Origin of the sequence: Streptomyces sp. Rer75 (assembly GCF_013414305.1) — a bacterium.
In the GTDB taxonomy this organism is placed as follows: Bacteria; Actinomycetota; Actinomycetes; order Streptomycetales; family Streptomycetaceae; genus Streptomyces; species Streptomyces himastatinicus.
The window spans coordinates 2,999,420-3,020,229 of the sequence record NZ_CP058693.1; the positions used below are offsets into that span (position 1 = coordinate 2,999,420).

The 20,810-nt window shown below is 72.9% G+C and carries 19 protein-coding genes; 11 read left to right on the forward strand and 8 right to left on the reverse strand.

Going from position 1 to position 20,810, the window contains the following annotated elements; translation table 11 throughout:
* The first annotated feature begins 3 nt into the window (after positions 1–3).
* From efeB to HYQ63_RS12590, 3 genes are read left to right on the forward strand one after another with little or no spacing between them, the layout of a single operon-like run.
* Entirely contained in the window at positions 4–1,263 is a 1,260-nt protein-coding gene (efeB, locus tag HYQ63_RS12580; protein WP_179933899.1) for an iron uptake transporter deferrochelatase/peroxidase subunit, read from the forward strand.
* Positions 1,264–1,294: 31 nt separating this feature from the next.
* Positions 1,295–2,266, forward strand: a complete 972-nt coding sequence (gene efeU, locus HYQ63_RS12585) for an iron uptake transporter permease EfeU (protein WP_179933900.1) — start codon at positions 1,295–1,297, stop codon at positions 2,264–2,266.
* Positions 2,217–3,125, forward strand: coding sequence for a hypothetical protein (locus tag HYQ63_RS12590; RefSeq protein WP_179940021.1), 909 nt, complete (start codon positions 2,217–2,219; stop codon positions 3,123–3,125). The genes efeU and HYQ63_RS12590 overlap by 50 nt, the downstream gene beginning before the upstream one ends.
* A 96-nt stretch (positions 3,126–3,221) precedes the next feature.
* On the opposite strand, the gene HYQ63_RS12595 is transcribed toward HYQ63_RS12590, so the two are convergent.
* Positions 3,222–3,962 (reverse strand): bifunctional DNA primase/polymerase, encoded by a 741-nt coding sequence (locus tag HYQ63_RS12595; RefSeq protein ID WP_179933901.1) that lies wholly within the window; start codon positions 3,960–3,962, stop codon positions 3,222–3,224.
* A 169-nt stretch (positions 3,963–4,131) separates the two neighbouring features.
* On the opposite strand from HYQ63_RS12595, the gene HYQ63_RS12600 reads away from it, so the two are divergent.
* Positions 4,132–5,037, forward strand: a complete 906-nt coding sequence (locus tag HYQ63_RS12600; protein ID WP_179933902.1) for a glycerophosphodiester phosphodiesterase — start codon at positions 4,132–4,134, stop codon at positions 5,035–5,037.
* 6 nt (positions 5,038–5,043) lie between these two features.
* Here HYQ63_RS12600 and HYQ63_RS12605 read toward each other — a convergent pair whose 3' ends face one another.
* A complete protein-coding gene (locus HYQ63_RS12605; RefSeq protein WP_179933903.1) occupies positions 5,044–5,670 on the reverse strand; it encodes a TetR/AcrR family transcriptional regulator in 627 nt (208 codons plus the stop codon).
* Positions 5,671–5,908: 238 nt separating this feature from the next.
* Here HYQ63_RS12605 and HYQ63_RS12610 point away from each other — a divergent pair, with 238 nt between their 5' ends.
* Positions 5,909–6,937 (forward strand): small ribosomal subunit Rsm22 family protein, encoded by a 1,029-nt coding sequence (locus HYQ63_RS12610; RefSeq protein ID WP_179933904.1) that lies wholly within the window; start codon positions 5,909–5,911, stop codon positions 6,935–6,937.
* Position 6,938: 1 nt separating this feature from the next.
* Here the strand turns inward: HYQ63_RS12610 and HYQ63_RS12615 are convergent, their stop codons facing one another.
* Entirely contained in the window at positions 6,939–8,024 is a 1,086-nt protein-coding gene (locus HYQ63_RS12615) for a serine hydrolase domain-containing protein (protein WP_373689069.1), read from the reverse strand.
* Positions 7,985–9,319 carry a multidrug effflux MFS transporter gene (locus HYQ63_RS12620; RefSeq protein ID WP_179933905.1) on the reverse strand — a complete coding sequence of 445 codons (1,335 nt, stop codon included), beginning with the start codon at positions 9,317–9,319 and terminating at the stop codon, positions 7,985–7,987. Before HYQ63_RS12620 ends, HYQ63_RS12615 begins: the two co-directional genes overlap by 40 nt.
* A gap of 84 nt (positions 9,320–9,403) precedes the next feature.
* Between HYQ63_RS12620 and HYQ63_RS12625 the strand changes: the two genes are divergently transcribed.
* On the forward strand, positions 9,404–10,402 hold the full coding sequence (locus tag HYQ63_RS12625) for a Gfo/Idh/MocA family protein (RefSeq protein WP_179933906.1): 999 nt from the start codon (positions 9,404–9,406) through the stop codon (positions 10,400–10,402).
* Positions 10,403–10,446: 44 nt separating this feature from the next.
* Here the strand turns inward: HYQ63_RS12625 and HYQ63_RS12630 are convergent, their stop codons facing one another.
* Complete coding sequence (locus HYQ63_RS12630) at positions 10,447–12,069, reverse strand: alkaline phosphatase (protein ID WP_179933907.1); 1,623 nt, start codon at positions 12,067–12,069, stop codon at positions 10,447–10,449.
* 173 nt (positions 12,070–12,242) lie between these two features.
* Here HYQ63_RS12630 and HYQ63_RS12635 point away from each other — a divergent pair, with 173 nt between their 5' ends.
* The 3 genes from HYQ63_RS12635 (at position 12,243) to HYQ63_RS12645 (ending at position 14,846) form a co-directional block, all read left to right on the forward strand.
* Positions 12,243–13,019, forward strand: coding sequence for an SDR family oxidoreductase (locus HYQ63_RS12635; RefSeq protein WP_179933908.1), 777 nt, complete (start codon positions 12,243–12,245; stop codon positions 13,017–13,019).
* Between the two features lie 193 nt (positions 13,020–13,212).
* Positions 13,213–13,869 carry a hypothetical protein gene (locus HYQ63_RS12640; RefSeq protein ID WP_179933909.1) on the forward strand — a complete coding sequence of 219 codons (657 nt, stop codon included), beginning with the start codon at positions 13,213–13,215 and terminating at the stop codon, positions 13,867–13,869.
* Positions 13,870–13,970: 101 nt separating this feature from the next.
* Positions 13,971–14,846: a glycosyltransferase family 2 protein gene (locus tag HYQ63_RS12645; protein WP_179933910.1), complete on the forward strand. Its 876-nt coding sequence runs from the start codon at positions 13,971–13,973 to the stop codon at positions 14,844–14,846.
* Positions 14,847–14,863: 17 nt separating this feature from the next.
* On the opposite strand, the gene bla is transcribed toward HYQ63_RS12645, so the two are convergent.
* Complete coding sequence (gene bla / locus HYQ63_RS12650; RefSeq protein ID WP_179933911.1) at positions 14,864–15,784, reverse strand: class A beta-lactamase; 921 nt, start codon at positions 15,782–15,784, stop codon at positions 14,864–14,866.
* A gap of 163 nt (positions 15,785–15,947) precedes the next feature.
* On the opposite strand from bla, the gene HYQ63_RS12655 reads away from it, so the two are divergent.
* Together HYQ63_RS12655 and HYQ63_RS12660 are read left to right on the forward strand one after the other, a co-directional pair.
* Complete coding sequence (locus HYQ63_RS12655; protein ID WP_257231810.1) at positions 15,948–16,853, forward strand: LysR family transcriptional regulator; 906 nt, start codon at positions 15,948–15,950, stop codon at positions 16,851–16,853.
* Positions 16,850–17,767 carry a serine hydrolase gene (locus HYQ63_RS12660; RefSeq protein WP_179933913.1) on the forward strand — a complete coding sequence of 306 codons (918 nt, stop codon included), beginning with the start codon at positions 16,850–16,852 and terminating at the stop codon, positions 17,765–17,767. The genes HYQ63_RS12655 and HYQ63_RS12660 overlap by 4 nt, the downstream gene beginning before the upstream one ends.
* On the opposite strand, the gene HYQ63_RS12665 is transcribed toward HYQ63_RS12660, so the two are convergent.
* Together HYQ63_RS12665 and HYQ63_RS12670 are read right to left on the reverse strand one after the other, a co-directional pair.
* Positions 17,764–19,446, reverse strand: a complete 1,683-nt coding sequence (locus HYQ63_RS12665; protein WP_179933914.1) for an ATP-binding cassette domain-containing protein — start codon at positions 19,444–19,446, stop codon at positions 17,764–17,766. The two genes, HYQ63_RS12660 and HYQ63_RS12665, sit on opposite strands and share 4 nt — an antisense overlap.
* A 345-nt stretch (positions 19,447–19,791) precedes the next feature.
* Entirely contained in the window at positions 19,792–20,751 is a 960-nt protein-coding gene (locus HYQ63_RS12670; protein WP_179933915.1) for a YafY family protein, read from the reverse strand.
* Between the last annotated feature and the right edge of the window lie 59 nt (positions 20,752–20,810).

Below are 20,810 nucleotides of genomic sequence, written 5' to 3' on the forward strand. Positions count from 1 at the left end.
GTCATGACCGACGAGGCCACGACCTCCCCCTCGCGCCGCGCCCTGATCGGCTGGGGCGGTGCCGGGCTCGCGCTCGGCGCCGCGGCCGCCGGGGGCACGGCCGCCGCGCTCACCGGCACCGGCGACGACGCCCGGCCGGTGGGCGACAGCGGCGGCGCCGTCCCCTTCCACGGGGCGCACCAGGCGGGCATCGCCACCGCCGTCCAGGACCGGCTGCACTTCGCGGCCTTCGACGTCACCACCGACGACCGCGCCGAGCTGATCGACCTGCTCAAGGAGTGGACGAAGGCGGCGGCCCGGATGACGCAGGGGCACGCGGTCGGCGACGGCGCGGTCAGCGACCTCGTCGAGGCGCCGCCGGACGACACCGGGGAGGCGCTGGGACTCAAGCCGTCCCGGCTCACCCTCACCTTCGGGGTCGGCCCCACCCTCTTCAAGGACAAGAAGGGCAAGGACCGGTTCGGGATCGCGGGGCGGCGGCCCGAGGCGCTGATCGACCTGCCCGTCTTCCCCGGCGACGACCTCGACGCGGCCCGCAGCGACGGCGACCTGTGCGTGCAGGCGTGTGCCGACGACCCGCAGGTGGCCGTGCACGCGATCCGCAACCTGGCCCGCATCGGCATGGGCAAGGTCGCCGTCCGCTGGTCGCAGCTGGGCTTCGGCAAGACGTCCTCCACGACCCCGGACGCGCAGACGCCGCGCAACATGATGGGCTTCAAGGACGGCACCCGGAACATCTCCGGCACCGACGCCGCCGCCCTGGCCAAGCACGTGTGGGTGAGCGAGAAGGCGGGCCCGGCCTGGCTGGCGGGCGGCTCGTACCTGGTGGCGCGCCGCATCCGCATGCACATCGAGACCTGGGACCGCACCTCGCTCAAGGAGCAGGAGGACGTGTTCGGGCGGGACAAGGGCGAGGGCGCGCCGTACGGCAAGCAGCACGAGCGCGATGCGCCCAACCTCAAGGCGATGCTGCCCGACGCGCACGTCCGCCTCGCCCACCCGGACTCCAACGGCGGCGTCCGCATCCTGCGCCGCGGCTACTCCTTCACCGACGGCACGGACGGTCTGGGGCGGCTGGACGCGGGGCTGTTCTTCCTCGCGTACCAGCACGACGTGCGCGAGGGCTTCGTACCGCTCCAGCGGCGCCTGGCGCGCACCGACGCGCTCAACGAGTACATCCAGCACGTGGGTTCGGCGCTGTTCGCCATCCCGCCGGGCGTCCGGGACGCGGACGACTGGTGGGGCCGGGCGCTGTTCACCTGACCGGACCGAGAACGAGAGGAAGGCGAACCCCGTGTTCGGCAACTACCTGATCGGGCTGCGCGAAGGGCTCGAAGCCAGCCTGATCGTGTGCATCCTGGTCGCCTACCTGGTCAAGACCGACCGCCGGGACGCGCTGCGCCCGGTGTGGCTGGGCATCGGCGCGGCGGTCGTGCTGGCCCTGTCCTTCGGCGCGGCACTGACATTCGGCTCGCAGGAGCTGACGTTCGAGGCGCAGGAGGCGCTGGGCGGCTCGCTGTCCATCATCGCGGTCGGCCTGGTGACCTGGATGGTGTTCTGGATGCGGCGCACCGCCCGCCACCTCAAGCACGAGCTGCACGGCCGTCTGGACGCGGCGCTCGCCATGGGCACCGGCGCGCTGGTGGCCACGGCGTTCCTGGCGGTGGGCCGGGAGGGCCTGGAGACCGCGCTGTTCGTGTGGGCCGCGGTGCGGGCGAGCAACGACGGCTCGGCGGACCCGCTGATCGGGGTGGCCCTGGGCCTGGTCACCGCGGTGGCGCTGGGCTGGCTGTTCTACCGCGGCGCGGTACGGATCAACCTGGCGAAGTTCTTCACCTGGACGGGCGGCATGCTGGTCGTGGTGGCGGCGGGCGTCCTCGCGTACGGCTTCCACGACCTCCAGGAGGCGAACTGGCTTCCGGGGCTGCACTCCCAGGCGTTCGACATCAGCGCCACGATCGCGCCGGACACCTGGTACGGCACCCTGCTCAAGGGCGTCTTCAACTTCCAGCCGAACCCCACGTGGCTCCAGGTCACAGTGTGGCTGCTGTATCTGGTCCCCACGCTGACCTTCTTCTTCGCCCCGGGTAGGGTGGCGCCGTCCAACGCAGCCCCGAAGGAGCCGCAGCCCCATGACACGCAGGTCACCCCGCCGGCCGTCCGTCCTTCCGAGCGCAGCGGCGGTGCTGGCGCTGGGGATGACGCTGACGGGGTGCATGACGGTGCACGGCGAGCGGGAGAACATCCCGTCGGTGGACAAGGCTGAGGCCGCCGAAGCGCTCAAGGACTTCACCGCCACGTACAACAAGGCGTACCGCGAGCTGGATCCGTCCGTGGCGAGCGAGGTGGAGACCGGCCCGCTGGAGGCCATCAGCAGGGCCGACCTGAAGGCCCAGCACGCCAACTCCCCGCAGGGCAACCCGAACTACCCGCCGCTGAAGCTGTCCGACGCGACCTTCCACATCCCCCGGCAGATCGGGTGGCCGAAGTTCTTCGTGGCGGACACCGACAGCAACCGGGACTCCAACCGGTGGCTGGTCGTCTTCACCCGGCAGGGCGCCGATGACCCGTGGAAGGCCGCGTATCTGTCGATCCTCAGCCAGGACGAGGTACCGGCCTTCGCGACCGACAAGGACGGCTGGGCCAAGCCGGTCAAGGCCGCGGGTCCGGCGCCCCGGCTCGCCGTCCGGCCGGACAAGCTGAGCAGCGACTACGCCGACTACCTGATGACGGGCAAGGGCGACACGTTCGCGGACGGTTCGGCGACGTCGGGGATCCGGGACTCGCGGGACAAGTTCAAGAAGACGCCGAAGTTCTGGACGCAGTACATCGACACCCCGGCGGCCGGGGGCGGCGCCGAGGCCCCGGTGGGCCTGCGGACGGAGGACGGCGGCGCGGTGGTCTTCTTCACCTCGCACCACCGCCAGAAGCAGACCATGGCGAAGGGCTTCCGGCCCAACCCGGACCCGCAGGTCAAGGCGCTGATGACGGGCGAGGCGAAGCGGGCGGTGACGCTGACCCGGGTCGCCGAGTCGGCCGTCCGCGTCCCGGCGAAGGACGCGGCCGACCCGAAGGTGGTCTTCCTGAACCGCCTGGAGGGCGTAACGGGAGCCAAGGGCGAATAGGAGGGTTGTGGGCAATCGTTCCGCGGGGAGGAACGGGTGGGCACAACCCCACCACCGACCCGCACCCGGCAACGAAACCGCAACCCCAGAAAGCCGCTACCGCCCTATAGGCCAAGCCGCAGCCTCATGCTCCTCGTCCTCCTCCGCGGCAGCGAAGCGGCACGCATCGGTCAACGCCTCCAGCAGCGTCAGCGGATCCGGCAGCGGCCGCTCCGGCCCGAGGAGCCACGCCACCCGCCCATCCCCCGGCAACCGGGCAGGCGGCACGAGCACATAGCTGCCACGGCAGTGCCACCGCAGCCCCGGGTGCTCGTCCATCGTCTCGGGGTGGCAGTCCAGCTCGCACGGCCACCACTCGTCCTCGTCCTCCGGCGTACCGCGCGTCGCCGTGAAGAACAGCATCCGCCCCTGCCGAAGATCGGCGCCGCTCGTCGCGACCGGTCCGACCTCGACGTCCGAGGCCCCCAGCCGCTCCAGGGCCTGCCGCCCCGCCTCGACGGGGACGTCGAGCACATCGTGGACGAGGCCGGTGGCGGTGATGAAGTTGGCCTGCGGATCGGCGCGCAGCCACCGGGTGACCTTCTCCGGGTCGGCCGACGCCTGGGTCGCCCAGGCGAAGGAGACGGGGTGCCGGGCGGGGGTCGGACAGCCGATGCGGTCGCAGGAACAGCCGTAGCCGGAGGGGTACGCGGCGGGCGCGAGCGGGAATCCGGCGGCGGCCGCGGCCATGAGCAGGTCCTCGCGGGCGCCCGCGGCGCCCGCCCCCGAGCCGGTATCGCCGCCCGTCGCGCTTCTCGACCGGCGCAGCCACTGGGTGAACCTGCTCTTGCGTTCCATCTATCGCCTCGCTTCACCGCCGCGACCGGCGGTACCGCCGGTACCCGATCAATGCTGCCACCATCCTGCTCCCGAGGTGACCGGTGTCCGCATCCGGGGTGACGCGGGGACCCACGTCCGGGTGCCGATATCAGGACATAACCGAACGAGCACCCCTAGCGTTCGCTTTATGATCACCAGGTATTTTCTGACCGGTGTGGCGGTCCTCACCCTTTCCATACCGGCGGCCGTCCTGGCGTATCCCACCGCCCGTCCGGCCACCTCCCGCACCGCACACCCGGCCGCACACCTGCCGGAACGGCTCCTCGGCGATCAGCCCGCCGCCGTCCCCGCACCCCCGCGGATCATCTACACGGCCCACCGCGGCGGCGCCCTCGAAGTGCCCGAGAACAGCATGACCGGGCTGACCACCGCCCTGACCCGCAAGGACGCGCAGGTCCTCGACTTCGACATCCGCTCCCTGCGCGACGGCACGCTCGTCGTCATGCACGACGCGACGCTGGACCGTACGACGTCCCAGGCCGGGCCCGTGAACGCCCTGACCGCCGCCCAGTGGCGCACCGTACGCCTCCGCCCCGCCCCCGCCCTGCGCGGTGCCTGGAAGCCCGAGCGGCCGCCCACGGTGGCCGAGGCGCTGGACCGGCTCGGCGGCCGCACCACGCTCATGGTCGAGACGAAGGACCCGGCCGGGCTGCCCGAGCTGGCCCGCATGATCCGCGACCGGGGCCTGACCCGCTCGGTCTACGTGAACTCCAACCACCCGGACGTCGCCCGCGAGGCCCACCGGATGGGGCTGCTGGCCCAGCTGTGGCGGTCCGCCCGGCAGATGCGCCACGACCGCCCGGGCGAGTGGCGCGGGGTCGTGGACCTGCTGGACGTCGACTACCGGGCCCGGGACGCGGACATACGGCGGGCCGTCGCCTCCGGCGTGCCCCATGTGTGGGCGCACACCGTCAACACCCCCGGGCAGCGCGACCGGATGGTGCGGCTGGGGTGCGACGGGATCATCACCGACGCGCCGAGCCTGATGATCACCACCCCGGTGCGGGCCCTCGGCCGGGTCGGCGGGGGCTGAGGCCGCTCAGCGGGGGCTGAGGCCGCGCAGTGCCATCTCGACCACGGCGTCCGCGTACGCATGCGTGAGCGGCAGCGTCCGCAGCAGCCAGCGGGCGGTGATCGGGCCCGTCACCAGCTCCAGGGCGACCCGCGGATCGAGGTCCGCCGCGACCTGTCCGGCCCGCTGGGCGGCGCGCAGCCGCTCGACGTAGAGCTGGACCGACGGCTCCATGACCCGGCTCACGAACTCCGCGGCGATCTCCGGGTTCACGATGCCCTCGGCGGCCAGCGCCCGGTAGGGCAGGTCGTATGTGGGCGACAGCAGCTCGTCCACCGTCGCGCGCAGCACGAACTTGAGGTCGGCCTCCAGGTCGCCGGTGTCCGGGAACGCGTACGGCTCCCCGCTCTCCGGCCCCTCCGCCTCCTGCGCGGCCCGCTCGCCGAGGGCGACGAAGGCGTCCAGCAGGACGGCCGCCTTGGAGGGCCACCATCGGTAGATCGTCTGCTTGCCGACCCCGGCGCGGGCGGCGATGGCCTCGATCGTGAGTTTGGGATAGCCCACTTCGGCGACGAGTTCGAGTGCGGCGTCGAGGATCGCGCGGTGCGAACGCTCACTGCGGCGGGTCGCGTTGGGAACTGCTTTTCCGGCCATGCCGGTCAATGTAGCGCCCCCCTTTTGAGGCTCGTTCGCCTCCGGGGCGCCTCAGCCGGTGTCGACGGTCGACCGTGCTCGACTCCTCGTTCCTCGGAGTCTCCGCGCGCTCTCCCTTTCGACACCGTCGCGCCCCTTCGGCTCTCTCGCCGACAGCACCAAGCACCCGAGCGCCGGAGGTGCCCCAGCGGGTCAGACCTAGCACCCGGGAACCCGCCCACCCCGTAGAATTCACGGAATGCACGCCCCGCACGCCGCCCCCACCGCCGAGACGCTGCGCACCGCACTCTCCGGGCTCCTCGACGGACTGCCGCCCCGCCAGGCGGCCCAGGCGGTCGACCGGCTGATCGCCAACTACCGGGGCCGCACCCCGACCGACGCGCCCGTGCTGCGCGACCGCTCCGATGTCGCCGCGTACGCCGCGTACCGGATGCCCGCGACGTTCGAGGCCGTACGCGCCGCCCTCGACGCCCTCCGCGAGCGCGCCCCCGAGTGGGCGCCCGCCACGCACCTCGACATCGGCGGCGGCACGGGCGCGGCGAGCTGGGCCGTGGCCGCCGCGTGGCCGGACGGGGCCCACAGCACCACCGTCCTGGACTGGGCCGAACCCGCCCTCGCCCTCGGCCGCGAGCTGACCCGGCAGTCCCCCGCCGCCCCGCTGCGCGACGCCCACTGGCAGCGCCGGGCCCTCACCGCGGACCTCGCCCTCCCCGACACGACGGATCTCGTCACCGTCTCCTACGTCCTCGGCGAACTCACCCCGTCCGACCGCCGCGCGGTCGTCGGCGAGGCGGCCCGGACGGCCCAGGCGGTGGTCCTCGTCGAACCCGGCACCCCCGACGGCTATCTGCGCGTCCGCGAGGCCCGCGACCAGCTCGTGGCGGCGGGCCTCCACGTCCTGGCCCCCTGCCCGCACAGCGCCGCCTGCCCCATCGAACCGGGCGCCGACTGGTGTCACTTCGCGGCCCGGGTGAGCCGCTCGTCGCTGCACCGCCAGGTGAAGGGGGGCTCGCTGGGGCACGAGGACGAGAAGTTCGCGTACGTCGCGGCGACCCGCTTCCCCGCCCCGGCCCCGTCCGCGGATGAGGCGCCCGCGTCCCGCGTCACCCGCCACCCCCAGACCCGCAAGGGCCAGGTCCTCCTGGACCTGTGCACCCCCGACGAGGGCCTCACCCGCCGCACCCTCACCAAGCGCCACGGCCCCCTCTACCGCGCCGCCCGCGACACCGCCTGGGGCGACACCTGGCCGCCGCCCGGGGAAGGGTGATTCAGCCCAGGGCGCGGGCCAGGGCGGTGGCCGCCGCCGCGCGGGGTGCGCTGTCTCCCGGGCGGCGGCGGGGGTGGACCGTGGTGGCCAGCAGGATCAGGTAGCAGTCCCGGGAGCGGTCCAGCACCAGGCTGGTGCCCGTGAAGCCGGTGTGCCCGGCCGCGCCGCGGCCCGCCAACTCGCCCATGAACCACGGCTGGTCGACCTCGAAGCCCAGCCCGGGCGCGGCCAGCATCAGGTCCACGGAGGCGGGCGAGAGCACCGGCCCACCGCCCGCCAGCAGCGCGCGGCACAGCGTCGCCAGGTCGGCCGCGGTCGAGAAGAGCCCGGCGTGGCCCGCGACGCCGCCGAGCGCGTACGCGTTCTCGTCGTGCACCACGCCCCGCAGCATGCCCCGGTCGAGCTTGCCCCAGGGGCGCCGCTGGTCCTCGGTCGCGGCGATGCGCGGCAGCCAGGCGTGGGGCGGGCGGAAGCGGGTGGACGCCATGGCCAGCGGGCCGGTGACGCGGTCGTGGACGAGGTCGGCCAGCGAGCCGCCGGTCGCCCGCTCCAGCACCCGCTGCATCAGCAGCAGGTTGAGGTCGGAGTAGCGGCGGGCGGTGCCGGGTGGGGTGGCGGGCGGTTCGGCGTACAGCCGCGCCCAGCGCGCCTCGTCCCCTTGGTACTCGTAAAGGGGCAGCTCGGGGATCAGGCCGGACCGGTGGGTGAGCAGTTGCCGCACCGTGATGCCGTGGTCGGCGGCGGCCGTGCACTCGGGGGCGTACGAGGCGACCGGGGCGTCCAGCTCGATCTCACCGCGCTCCAGCGCGCCCACCGCCACGATCGCGGTGAACAGCTTCGTCAGCGAGGCGAGGTCGAAGACCGTATCGGCGTGCGTCGGGACCCACCGCGCGCGCGGCAGCTCGCGGTCGTACGCGGCGTACCGCACCGCCCAGCCGAAGGCGCCCTCCGCCAGGGGCCCGGCGCCCGTCCCGGCGGTCACCACCGCGCCCGCGCACCAGGGGCGCTCCCGCTCGGGGAGCGCCTCCACGGTGCGCAGAAGGCGGGTCAGGCCACCGTCACGCTCTGCTTGGTGCGTCGCTGCCACGGGCGGCAGAGTCCCACGAAGCAGCCCATGGCGGCCAGCGCGCACACCAGCTGGACGACGGCCATCGGCACGGCCGTGGTCTCGCCCGCGATCCCCACCAGCGGCGAGGCGACGGCCCCGAGCAGGAAGGTGGAGGTGCCGAGCAGCGCGGACGCGGAACCGGCGGCGTGCGGGGTGCGCATCAGCGCCTGGGCGTTGGTGTTCGGCATGGCCAGGCCCATCGACGACATCAGCACGAACAGGCAGGCCGCGACCGGCACCAGACCGACGTCGCCGAAGACCCCGGCGGACAGGGCCAGCAGCGCGGTCGCCGCGAGGGCGATCGTCGTCAGCCCCACGCCGAGCACCTTGTCCATGCTGACGCGGCCGACGAGGATCCGGCCGTTGACCTGGCCCATGCCGATGAGGCCGATCGAGTTGAGCCCGAACAGCAGGCTGAAGGTCTGCGGCGAGGCGCCGTAGATCTCCTGGACGACGAAGGACGAACCGGAGACATAGGCGAAGAGGGCCGCGAAGGCGAAGCTGCCCGCGAGCATGTAGCCGGTGAAGACGCGGTCGGCGAGCAGCCCGCGCACGGTCCGCAGCGTCTCACCGAGCCCGCCGTCGTGGCGGCGCTCCGGGGGCAGGGTCTCGCGCAGGAAGCGCCAGACGACGAGGGTGAGCAGGGCGCCGATCACCGTCAGGACGACGAAGACGCCGCGCCAGTCGGTGAAGCGCAGGATCTGGCCGCCGATCACGGGCGCGGCGATGGGCGCGACACCGGAGATCAGCATCAGGGTGGAGAAGAAGCGGGCCATCGCGATGCCGTCGTACAGATCGCGGACGACGGCACGGGCGATCACGATCCCGGCCGACCCGGCGAGCCCCTGGAGCAGCCGGAAGCCGATGAGCGTCCCGGCGGTGGGCGCGAAGGCGCAGATGGCGGTGGCGATGACGTAGATCACCATGCCGATGAGGAGGGGACGGCGGCGGCCCCACTTGTCGCTCATCGGGCCGACGACGAGCTGGCCGAGCGCCATGCCCATCAGACAGGCGGTGAGGGTGAGCTGGGCGCTGGCGGCGGAGCTGTGGAGCGCGTCGGTGACCTCCGGCAGGGCCGGGAGGTACATGTCCATCGAGAGGGCGGGGAGAGCGGTGAGCCCGCCGAGGACGAAGGTGACCAGGAGGCTCGCGCGGCGCTGTGCGGTCAGGGACGCGGTGGCCTGGGGCGCGGCGGAGGAGGAGGGGGATGGAGAAGAAGTGTCGGGTCTGTGGGCCCGGTCGGGAGCGGCGGCCGTGAGGCCGGGCTGCTGCATGCTTGCCTTCCATGAGTCGTTGAATCGTTGTCTATGCTCTCAGCTGAATTGGAGTGCTCACGACCGAATAAGCCAGGGGTGAGGATGTCCGGACCGAAGCGCGAGCCCGTGCGGTGGGGGATCCTGGCGACCGGCGGGATCGCCGCGTCGTTCACGGCAGATCTGCTGGAGCTGGAAGACGCGCAGGTCATGGCGGTGGGATCGCGCAGCCGGGAGGCGGCGAAGCGGTTCGCGGAACGGTTCGGGATACCCCGCTCCTACGGCAGCTGGGCCGAGCTGGCCGCCGACGACGAACTCGACGTGATATACGTCGCTACCCCGCACGCGGCCCACCGCGCCGCCGCCGGCCTCTGCCTGGAGGCGGGCCGCGCGGTGCTGTGCGAGAAGGCGTTCACCCTGAACGCACGCGAGGCGGACGAGCTGGTCGGCCTCGCCCGGACCCACGACCGCTTCCTGATGGAGGCGATGTGGACGTACTGCGATCCGGTCGTCCGGCGCATGACCGCCCTCGTCCGGGACGGCGCGATCGGCGAGGTCCGCGCGGTCCACGCCGACTTCGGCCTCCCCGGCCCCATCGACCCCGCCCACCGCCTGCGCGACCCGGCCCAGGGCGGCGGCGCCCTGCTCGACCTCGGCGTGTACCCGGTGTCCTTCGCCCACCTCCTGCTGGGCGAGCCGTCGGACGTCCAGGCCCGCGCCGAGCTGTCCCCGGAGGGCGTGGACGTGAACACGGGTCTGCTGCTGGGCTGGGACAGCGGCGCGGTGGCCCTCCTCAGCTGTTCCCTCACCGCCGATACGCCCAGGTCGGCGGCGGTGACGGGCTCCGCGGGCCGCATCGAGTTCCCGCGCGGCTTCTTCCACCCCGACCACTTCGTCCTGCACCGCCCGGGCCACGCCCCGGAGGAGTTCACGGCACCGGACGGCCTGCGCGCGTACCAGCGCGAGGCGGCCGAGGTGATGCGCTGCCTGCGCACGGGCGAGCGCGAATCCCCCCTCGTCCCCCTGTCGGGCACCCTGGCGGTGATGCGCACCCTGGACACGGCCCGATCGAAGATCGGCGTCCGCTATCCGGGCGAGGGCTAGGCTGAGCCCGCGGCGCCGGTTGGGGCGCCGCGGGCTCTCACCGGTCAGACCTGCTGAAGCCCGGGGTTTCCGGCTTCGCTGACGAACGACGCCGCCGTGGTGAGCGGTGCGCCCGGGGTCGTGACCGCGGAGACCGTCTTGTAGTCGGCCCGCGCCTGATCGCCGTCCAGCGTGACCGTCACATAGCCGCGGCGGCCGTTGTAGAACTTCATGTGCGGGTTGGCGGCCATGTAGGTGGACCAGTTGGCCGGTTTGTCGGCGCCGTCCTTTCCGCTGGTGACCGACGTGCCGACGAACTCGACGCCCAGGGTCTGGGACGACGGGTTGTTGTAGTCCTTCTTGATGTCGAACGCGTAGTGGACGTGGACGTCGCCGGTCAGGACGATGAGGTTGTCGATGCCCGCCTGCTGCACGCCGTCCAGGACACGGGAGCGGGAGGCGGGGTAGCCGTCCCAGGAGTCCATGGAGAGCTTGGAGCGGTCGGCGGTGGTGTTCTTCCGCTGCGAGAAGGTGACCTGCTGCGGGAGGACGTTCCAGGTGGCGGTGGAGCGCCGGAAGCCGTCCAGGAGCCAGCGCTCCTGGGTGGCGCCGGTGAGGGTGCGGGAGGGGTCCTCGGACTCGGGTCCGGGGTACTGCCAGCCGTCGCCGTACGCCTGGTTGGAGCGGTACTGGCGGGTGTCGAGGATGTCGAACTGGGCGAGCCGGCCGTAGTGGAAGCGCCGGTAGAGCCGCATGTCGGGGCCGTCGGGCTGCTGCGGCATGCGCAGCGGCATGTTCTCCCAGTACGCCCGGTAGGCGGCGGCCCGGCGGATGAGGAACTCCTCGGGCGGGTTGCCGTTCTCGTCGACGTCGTCCGCGTAGTTGTTCTCGGTCTCGTGGTCGTCCCAGGTGACGAACCAGGGGAAGGCGGCGTGGGCGGCCTGGAGGTCCGGGTCGGACTTGTAGAGGGCGTAGCGCAGCCGGTAGTCCCCGAGCGTCATGGTCTCGGTGTTGAAGTGCGCGGGGAGGGTGCGGTCGGTGTAGTTGCGGGCGCCGCCGACCGCGCTGACGGCGTACTCGTACTGGTAGTCGCCGACGTGGAAGACGGCGTCCAGGTCCTCGGCCGCGAGGTGCTTCAGGGCCGTGTAGTAGCCGTCGTGGTACGCCTGGCAGGACGCCAGGCCGAAGCGCATGTCACGGACCCGGGCGCCGTACGACGGGGTGGTGCGGGTGCGGCCGACGGGGCTGGTCCACTTGCCGGCCCGGAAGCGGTACCAGTAGACGCGGTCGGGTTCGAGCCCCTTGGCGTCCACGTGCACGGTGTAGTTGAACTCGGCGTGTGCGGTGGCGGTTCCGCGCCCGACCACCCGGTGGAAGTGCTCGTCGCGGGCGATCTGCCACTCGACCCGGACGGCGCCCTCCTCGGGCAGTCCGTTGCCCGGCTCGTAGGCGCGGGGCGCGAGTCTGGTCCACAGCACGACGGCGTCGGGCAGTGGATCGCCGGATGCCACGCCGAGCGTGAAGGGGTTTTCGGTGAGCGCGTCCGTACGTACCTGCGCGGCCTGGGCGCTGGGCAGGTTGGTGGAGAAGGCCAGTGCGGCGGCTGCTCCGGTGACGGTGAGGAAGCGGCGGCGGCCCAGATGTGCTGCCGCGGCTCGTATCGCCTGCTGATGTGCGGCGTGTGCCATGTGCTCTCCCCTGGCTCGTGGCGTCAGAGGAATTGGAGTGTCAGGGGGAGGCCGCACGCTTGCCTATACACGACGCACACATGTCGGCTCGGTGAGGTCCGTTTCCGGATGGGACGTTTGCCGCCATACACCCTTCGGGAGCAGGGATGTGACGTGGCGTACGCTGCCGCCCCATGAACGGAAGCGATGGTGTGCCGGTGGTGTCGAAGGTCGCCGTGGTGACGGGCGCGGGCTCCGGGATCGGCCGGGCGGTGGCGCTCGAACTCTACGAGTCGGGCTGGTCGGTGGTGCTCGCGGGGCGCCGCGAGGAGACCCTGGCGGAGACGGCGCGGCGCGCGGGCGACGGCCCCTCGGTCCTCGCCGTGCCGACGGATGTGAGCAGGCCCGAGCAGGTGGACGCGCTCTTCGCGACCGTACGGGACCGCTTCGGACGCCTCGATCTGCTGTTCAACAACGCGGGCAGCTTCGGCCCGCGCGGGGTGCCGGTGGAGGACCTGTGCCACGAGGACTGGCAGGCGGTCGTGGACGTCAATCTGACGGGTGCCTTCCTGTGCGCACAGGGTGCCTTCCGGCTGATGCGTGATCAGGATCCGCAGGGCGGACGGATCATCAATAATGGCTCGATTTCCGCCCATGCCCCGCGCCCGCACAGCATCGCCTACACGGCGACCAAGCATGCGCTGACGGGGCTCACCAAGTCGCTGTCGCTGGACGGGCGGGCGTACTCCATCGCCTGCGGACAGCTCGACATCGGCAACGCGGAGACGGAGATGACCGGGCAGATGCGGGCCGGTGTACTCCAGGCGAACGGGGAGGTGGTGGCCGAGCCGGTGATGGACGTGGCGGATGTGGCACGTACCGTGCGGCATATGGCTTCGCTGCCCCTGGAGGCGAATGTGCAGTTCGCGACGGTACTGGCGACGGCGATGCCGTACATCGGTCGCGGCTGACGGGCAATGGGTCGTCACCGATCGTAGATAACCCCCCGCTTGATCGAATAATGTGACCGAGCGGAAATTCACCCCAAGAGATCAGCCCCGCCCATAGATCCGACCCAGATCGACACAGTTCGACCGCAGATCGACCCCAGATCGGCACAAGCTCGACCGCAGATCCGACCGCCCACGATCGAAGAAGACCGCATTGCGTTCTCTCCCGCTCACCCTGGTCGCCCGCATACTGCCCGTCGCCGTCCTCGCCGTCGCAGGCGTGGCCATGACCACCTCCGGCTCCGGCGACTCGGACGACACGCGCCCCCAGGCGGCCGACGCCTCCCCGACCCCGTCCGCCGCCGAACCGACGGGGGGCGGGTCCGGGGTCACCCCGGACGGGGGCGGAGGCGGCGCGAGCACGGCGGGGCGCTACTCCAGGCCGCCGGCCGAAGCCTGCACCGCGCTCCCGGCCGCCACGGTCAAGAAGCTGGTGCCGGGCGCGAAGACCGGCGGAAACGAGCTGAAGTCCAGCGACCTCACCCGCCGTTCCGGCTGCTCCTGGCACGCCCTGGACGGCTTCGACTACCGCTGGCTGGACATAAGCTTCGACATCACCGGCCGGGCGCCCGCGGGCTCCGGCGACCCGGTGTCAGGGCTCGGCGACAAGGCGACCGTCAACGACAAGCTCACCAGCGACGACGACCAGCAGGTGCGCGAGGCGGTGGTGACCGTCCGCAAGGACAACGCGACCATCGTGGCCACCTACAACGGCGGCGACTTCGAGAGCCACAAGGCCCCCTCGTCCAAGGTGGTCCGCGACGGAGCGATCAGCGCTGCGAAGAATGCGCTCTCCGCACTCGACGAATGACCGCTTTTGCGTATGTCGATGAACATGCGCTGTGTTTCGACAGGCCGCTTCGTCGTCTGGTTACGATCACCTCACCGTAACCAACCCTCTGGAGTTCCGCCGTGTCCGAACCACGTCTGGGCGTCGCCATCCTGACCATGGGCAACCGGCCCAGAGAGGTGGCCGCCCTGCTGGAGTCGGTCGCGAAACAGGACGTACCGCCCACCCGCATCGTCGTCGTCGGCAACGGCTCCCCGCTGCCCGAGATGCCGGACGAGGTGACCGCGGTCGAGCTGGACGAGAACCTCGGCGTGTCCGGCGGCCGCAACGTCGCCTGGCAGCGGCTGCGCGCCTTCGGCGACGTCGACGTCGTCATCGACCTCGACGACGACGGGCTGCTCGTGGACGCCGATGTGTTCCGTACCGTGCGCGACCTGTACGCGGACGACCCACGGCTGGGCATCGTCAGCTTCCGCATCGCCGACGAGACCGGCGAGACCCAGCGCCGCCACGTCCCCCGGCTCCGGGCGGGCGACCCGATGCGCGGCGGCGAGGTGACCACCTTCCTCGGCGGCGGACACGCCCTGTCCGTGCCGATGCTGGAGCGGATCGGCGGCTGGCCGGACGAGTTCTTCTTCACCCACGAGGAGACCGACCTCGCCTGGCGGGCGCTCGACGCCGGATGGAAGGTGCTGTACGCCCCCGAACTGCTGCTCCAGCACCCCCGCACCTCCCCCGCCCGGCACGCCGTCTACCACCGGATGACCGCGCGCAACCGCGTCTGGCTCGCCCGCCGCCACCTTCCGCTGCCCCTGGTCCCCGTCTACCTCGGTACGTGGACCCTCCTCACCCTCGCCCGCACCCGCGCCCTCGACGGGCTGCGGGCCTGGGCGGGCGGCTTCCTGGAGGGCGTCCGCACCCCGTGCGGCACCCGGCGGCCCATGCGGTGGCGCACGGTGTGGCGGATGACGAGGCTGGGCCGCCCGCCGGTGATCTGACGCGCCGTCACGCAGGCTCAGACGAGCGCGTCAGCCACCAGGGCGGCGGCCCTGGCCACCAGCGGGTTGTCCGTCGGGCCCTCGGGGTCGTACTTGGTGGAGAGCACCGACAGCACCAGCGGGGTGCGCTCCGGCGGCCAGACGACGCCCACGTCATTGGCGACCCCGTACTGGGTGCCGCCGCCCGTCTTGTCCGCCAGGACCCAGTCGGCGGGCAGGCCCTTGCGGAACCGTTCGGTGTTGGTGTTGTTCGCCACCAGCCACCCGGTCAGCCGCTTGCGGTCCTCGGGGGTGAGCGCACGGCCGAGGACGAGGCGGGCGAACGTCTTCCCGATGGCGGCGGGGCTGGTGGTGTCCGTGTCCCGCCAGGGCTCGGCCGTGTTCAGCTCCGGCTCCCAGCGGTCGAGCCGGGTCGTCCCGTCGCCGAGGGAACGGCAGAAGCGGGTGATGGCCGTCGGCCCGCCCAGGTCTTGGAGCAGCAGGTTCCCGGCGGCGTTGTCGCTTTCGCTCACGGCGGCGGCGCACAGCTGCTCGACGGTCAGCCCGCCCGCGATGTTCTCCGGCTTGCCCGTGACCGGGGCGAAGCCCGCCTTGCGGACGAACTCCTCGGTGTAGTGGACGCGCTTGGCGAGGAATTCGCCATCGCGGTCGAGGTCGCGCAGGACCGCCGCGGCGGCGAGCGCCTTGAACACGGAGCAGATCGGGAAGCGCTCCCCGGCGCGGTACGCCACCGTCGCCGCCGTGGCCGGGTCGAACGCGAACACGCCCAGCCTGGCCGCGTACTCCTCCTCGAGTGCCCGCAGTTGCCGGGTGATGTCCGCGGCGGACGCGGCGGACGCGGTGCCCGGTACGGCCACCAGGGCGGCCAGCGCCGTACCGGCGCCCAGGGCCAGCACTCGGCGGCGGGACGGGGCAGGGGGTGTGGTGATGTGCTGCACGGGCGGTCCTCGTTTCTCGTGGTGTGACGGGAGTCGTGCCGGAGTCGCACGCCGTCAGTGAAGACCGCGGCCGTTCGCCATGTCGAATACACTCTCGACTTCCGCGTGATTCCATTTGGATATCCGGGCATGTCAGGGGGGCTCGTTGCTGACCGAACGGCACGTGGAAATCTTTGTCGCGCTGGCGGAGGAGCAGCACTTCGGCGCCGCCGCGCAGCGCGTGGGCATCACCCAGCCACCGCTGTCGCAGGGGCTTCGCCGGCTGGAAGCGCTGCTGGGCGTACGCCTCTTCGACCGCACCCGGGGCGTCGCCCTCACCGACGAGGGCGCCCTGCTGCTGCCGCACGCCCGCCGCGCGCTGGCCGCGCTGGCGGAGCTGCGGGAGGCCGGGGCCCGCGAACGGGCCGACGGGCGGCGGCTGCGGCTCGGGCTGGCCCCCGAGGTGCCCCCGCGGGTCGCGGCGGCGGTGGCCTCCGCGCCGGTCCGGGCCGGGGAGCGCGGCCGTCTCGCGGTGGTGACGGCGCCGACCGCCACGCTGCTGTCCGAGACCGCGGCGGGGCGGCTCGACATCGCGGTGGTGCAGCACCCGGCGGTGCTGCACGGGCTGGCGGCCGGGCGGGTGGTGCTCTTCCCCACCTGGCTGCTCTCGCCCACCGACGACCCCGACGGCCCCGCAGGGCGTGGCGGCCCCGCAGGGCGTGGCGGCCGTCGGCTGCCCGTGGCCGTGCGCCCGCGGGAGGAGGCTCCGGCGGCGTACGACCTGTTCGTCGACACCCTGGCCAGCCGCGGGCGGCGCGTGGAGACCGTCACGGTCTCCGACGAACGCGCCGGGCTCGCCCTCGTGGCGGCGGGTCAGGCGGTGCTGGTCACGGCCGACCCCACGCTGACCGCCGACGGCATCGAGCGCACCCGGGCCGTCGACCCGCCGCTGCCCCTGCGGCTGCGGGTGGTGTGGGACTCCCGGCAGCCGGACGGCGAGGAGACCGAGCGGACGGCACGGTTGCTGGTGGAGGCCCTGTCGTTGCAGGCGGCGTCCCTCGACGTGGCATCGGCACGGGCGGCGCGATGAGCGGGCCCCAAGGGTGGGAGGCCCGGGCGCAGCGCACGATCCGCGGCCTGTTCGCCGACGCCGGTGTCCGCGGCTGGCTGCACGTGGCCGATCTGCGCCGCCCCGAGGCGTGCGTGGCGATCGACCCCGACGAACCGGTCCCGGTGGGCTCCGTCTACAAGGTGCCGCTGATGGTCGCGTTCTGGCGGCTCGTGGACGCCGGGACGCTCGATCCGTCCGAGCGGATGACGCTCGGCCCGTCGGACCGGATACCCGGCCCCACCGGCATCTCCATCCTGCGCGACGACATCACCGTCTCCCTGCGCGACCTGGTCACCCTCATGATGAGCGTGTCCGACAACACCGCCGCCGACGTGCTGCTGCGCCGGGTCGGCACCGCGGCCGTCGACGAGGTGTGCCGGGACCTCGACATGCCGGACACCCGCATCCACGGCGGTGTCGCCACCACGTTCGCGCAGCTGATGGCGGAGACCGGGGCCGAGTCGCTGAGCGCGGCGATGCGGCGCCTCGCGGACAACGACACGACCGTTCCCCTCGCCGTCTACGGCCCCCTCCTCAAGTCCTCCGCCACGCCCGCGGACATGGCCCGGCTGCTGCGGGCCATCTGGACCGGCCGGGCGGCCTCCGCCGACGCCTGCGCGTTCATGCGCGACGTCATGGGCAGGCAGCCGTGGACGCACCGGCTCGCCTCCGGGTTTCCGTACGACGACGTGACGGTGTCGGGGAAGACCGGGACGTTCGGGTCGATGCGCCACGAGGCCGGGGTGGTCGAACTCGCCGACGGCAGCGCGTACACCGCCGTGGTGTTCACCCAGGCGGCGCGCGCCGACAGCCGACTGCCGCGCGCGGACGCGGTCATCGGCGCCGCCGCCCGCACCGCGGTGGAGGAGCTGCGCGGCAACGAGGGTACCTAGGGGATGTCTTGCGGCCCTTCGTCCGGCTCCGACTCCTCCAGCAGCGCATGCACCTCCTCGGCGGACGTCTCCCGCAGCTCCTCGCCGACGAGCAGCCAGCGGGTGATGCCGACCGACGCGAGGAACGGCAGGTCGTGACCGGCGATCAGCAGCGCGCCCCGGTACGACGCGAGCGCGCCGGTCAGCTGGCGCACACTGGCCAGGTCGAGGTTGTTGGTGGGCTCGTCCAGCATCAGCAGCTGCGGGGCCGGGGCGGCGAGCATGGTGGCCGCGAGGGCGGCCCGGAAGCGCTCACCGCCGGAGAGGGTGCCCGCGGGCTGTTCGGCGCGCGCCCCCTTGAACAGGAACCGGGCGAGCTGGGAGCGGATGTGGTTGTCGCTGACGCCGGGCGCCCTGCGGGACACGTTCGCCGCGACGCTCAGCCCGTCGTCCAGCACGTCCAGGCGCTGCGGCAGGAACCGCAGCGGTACGAACGCCCTGGCCTCCCCGGACAGCGGGGCCAGCTCCCCGGCGAGGGTGCGCAGGAGCGTCGTCTTCCCTGCCCCGTTACGGCCGACCAGCGCGATGCGTTCGGGGCCGTGCACCCGGAGGTCGCCGCCGCGCAGCCGCCCGTGGCGGGGCCGCAGCGCGCTCAGGCTCAGCACGGTGCGGCCCGCGGGGACGGCGGTGTGGGGCAGGTCCACCCGGATCTCGGCGTCCTCGCGGACCGCCTCCGCGGCCTCCTCGCGCCGCTCGCGCGCCTCCCGCAGCCGGTCCTCGTGCACCCCGCGGAGCCCGGCAGCCGACTCCTGGGCGGCGCGTTTGCGGTTGCCCGCGACGATGCGCGGGACACGCCGCTCGGCCTCCATCTTCTTGCCGCGCCGCTCCCGGCGGGCCAGCTTGATCTGGTTCTCCTCCATTTCGCGCTTCTGTTTGCGGACGTCCGCCTCGGCGGCCCGCAGCGCCCTCCCGGCCGCCTCCTGCTGGACGGCCAGGGCCTCCTGGTACGCGGACCAGCCGCCCCCGTACCAGCTCACCTCCCCGGACCGCAGCTCGGCGATGCGGTCGACCCGCTCCAGCAGGTCGCGGTCGTGGCTGACGACGATCAGCACTCCGGAGCGCCAGGAGTCGACGGCCTCGTAGAGCCTGCGCCGCGCGAACAGGTCGAGGTTGTTGGTCGGCTCGTCGAGCAGCAGCACGTCGGGGCGCTCCAGCAGCAGCGCGGCCAGCCGCAGCAGTACGGTCTCCCCGCCGGACATCTCGCCCACGGTGCGGTCGAGTTCGAGACCGCCGAGCCCGAGCGAGCCGAGTGTCGCCAGCGCCCGTTCCTCGACGTCCCAGTCGTCGCCGACCGTCTCGAAGTGTTCCGGGCGGACGTCCCCGGCCTCGATGGCCCCCAGCGCGGCGCGCCGCTCGGCGATGCCCAGCGCCCGGTCGACGCGGAGCGCGGTGTCGAGGGTGATGTTCTGCGGCAGATAGGCGAGGCTGCCGCCGATGGTCACCGACCCGCTGGCGGGGCGCAGTTGACCGGCCAGCAGCCGCAACAGGGTGGACTTTCCGGTGCCGTTGGTGCCGACGAGCCCGGTACGGCCCCGGCCGACACTGAGGGACAGCCCGTCGAAGAGCGGGGTGCCGTCGGGCCACTGGAAGGAGAGATTGGAGCAGGTCACGGCGGCGCCGGGCGTGGTGGTTTCGGCCATGGTGATTCTCGCAGTCGTCAGCGCTGGGACAAGGGCGTCGTATGCGAGCACCACGCGGCGGCCGGGCCGGGAGGGGCGGCGGGGGTGCGGGGCCTGTCGGGGTGAGGGACGGCTCATGCACCGAGGTCGCATCCACGCGTACGGCAACGCCGTACCGCGCGATGATCGCGAACCTCAGATGCGCAACGTCCACCTCTATCGGAGACAACAGGACGCCGCCACGATAGCGCAGCCACCTCGCGGCGGCAGCGCATTTTTGGCCCCCCGGGCCGCGGCTCCCAGGCCGGGGGGGGCGGGCCGGACGCGGTCCGGCAGGAGGGCGGCCCGGCCGTGGGGGTCGGGGCGTCAGCTGGGCGCGGCCATCGACGCTATGCGGTGGGCCAGGCGGGCGGCGGCTTCTCGCAGTTCCGGGGGGTCCAGGATCTCCGCCTCGATGCCCAGGCGGGCCACGTGGACGGCGAGCCAGTCCAGGTTGTCGCCGCCCGCGACGAGCACGCACCAGCCGTCGCGGTCGTCCTCGACGCGGCCCACCTGGGGCGGTACCAGCTCGCGCACGCGGGCGGGCGCGGCGTGCAGCCGGACCCGGGCGACGTACCGGTACGGCGCCCCGGTCACCGACTGCTGCACATAGGCCACCGGGTCGGGGTGCTCCCTCGGCCGGAAGCGCCAGGTCGTGGCCGTCACCTCGCGCATCCGGTCCAGGCGGAAGGTGCGCCAGTCGTCGCGGTCGGTGTCCCAGGCCATCAGGTACCAGCGGCGGCCGGTGGTGACCATCCGTACCGGCTCGACCGTGCGCTCGCGCTCCTCGCCGCCGCGGGCGGCGTAGCGGAACCGCACCCGCACCGCGTCGCGGCAGGCCCGGGCGAGGGTCACCAGCAGTTCCGCGTCGATCTCGACGCCGGGGCCGACCAGGGTCTCGGTGGCGCCGTGCACCGCGCGTACCTCGGCCCGCAGTCGGGGCGGCATCACCTGGTCGAGCTTGGCGAGCGCCCGCAGCGCGGCCTCGCCCGCCCCGGCGACCGTGCCGCCGGACGCCAGCCGCAGGGACACCGCGGTCGCGATCGCCTCCTCGTCGTCGAGGAGCAGCGGCGGCAGCCGGGTGCCCGCGCCGAGCTGGTAGCCGCCGCCGACGCCCGCCGTCGCGTGGACGGGGTAGCCGAGCGCGCGCAGCCGCTCCACGTCGCGGCGCACCGAGCGGTCGGTGACGCCCAGCTCGGCGGAGAGTTCGCTGGCGGTCCACGACGCCCGGCGCTGGAGCAGCGCCAGCAGGCGCAGCACCCGTTCGGTCGTCCCCTCTACGGTCATGTCCTCATCGTTCCACCGATCACGGAAGGAAGCTGTCCGCTATCTGCGCCACGCTGCAC

Bases quoted from the DNA above. Each gene is read 5' to 3' on its own strand.
- HYQ63_RS12590 (WP_179940021.1), top strand. From the start codon at position 2,217: ATGACGGTGCACGGCGAGCGGGAGAACATCCCGTCGGTGGACAAGGCT.
- HYQ63_RS12625 (WP_179933906.1), top strand. From the start codon at position 9,404: ATGTCCGGACCGAAGCGCGAGCCCGTGCGGTGGGGGATCCTGGCGACC.
- HYQ63_RS12670 (WP_179933915.1), bottom strand. From the start codon at position 20,751: ATGACCGTAGAGGGGACGACCGAACGGGTGCTGCGCCTGCTGGCGCTG.
- HYQ63_RS12600 (WP_179933902.1), top strand. From the start codon at position 4,132: ATGATCACCAGGTATTTTCTGACCGGTGTGGCGGTCCTCACCCTTTCC.
- HYQ63_RS12595 (WP_179933901.1), bottom strand. From the start codon at position 3,962: ATGGAACGCAAGAGCAGGTTCACCCAGTGGCTGCGCCGGTCGAGAAGC.
- HYQ63_RS12620 (WP_179933905.1), bottom strand. From the start codon at position 9,319: ATGCAGCAGCCCGGCCTCACGGCCGCCGCTCCCGACCGGGCCCACAGA.
- HYQ63_RS12635 (WP_179933908.1), top strand. From the start codon at position 12,243: ATGAACGGAAGCGATGGTGTGCCGGTGGTGTCGAAGGTCGCCGTGGTG.
- HYQ63_RS12665 (WP_179933914.1), bottom strand. From the start codon at position 19,446: ATGGCCGAAACCACCACGCCCGGCGCCGCCGTGACCTGCTCCAATCTC.
- efeB (WP_179933899.1), top strand. From the start codon at position 4: ATGACCGACGAGGCCACGACCTCCCCCTCGCGCCGCGCCCTGATCGGC.
- HYQ63_RS12605 (WP_179933903.1), bottom strand. From the start codon at position 5,670: ATGGCCGGAAAAGCAGTTCCCAACGCGACCCGCCGCAGTGAGCGTTCG.
- HYQ63_RS12660 (WP_179933913.1), top strand. From the start codon at position 16,850: ATGAGCGGGCCCCAAGGGTGGGAGGCCCGGGCGCAGCGCACGATCCGC.
- HYQ63_RS12630 (WP_179933907.1), bottom strand. From the start codon at position 12,069: ATGGCACACGCCGCACATCAGCAGGCGATACGAGCCGCGGCAGCACAT.
- HYQ63_RS12610 (WP_179933904.1), top strand. From the start codon at position 5,909: ATGCACGCCCCGCACGCCGCCCCCACCGCCGAGACGCTGCGCACCGCA.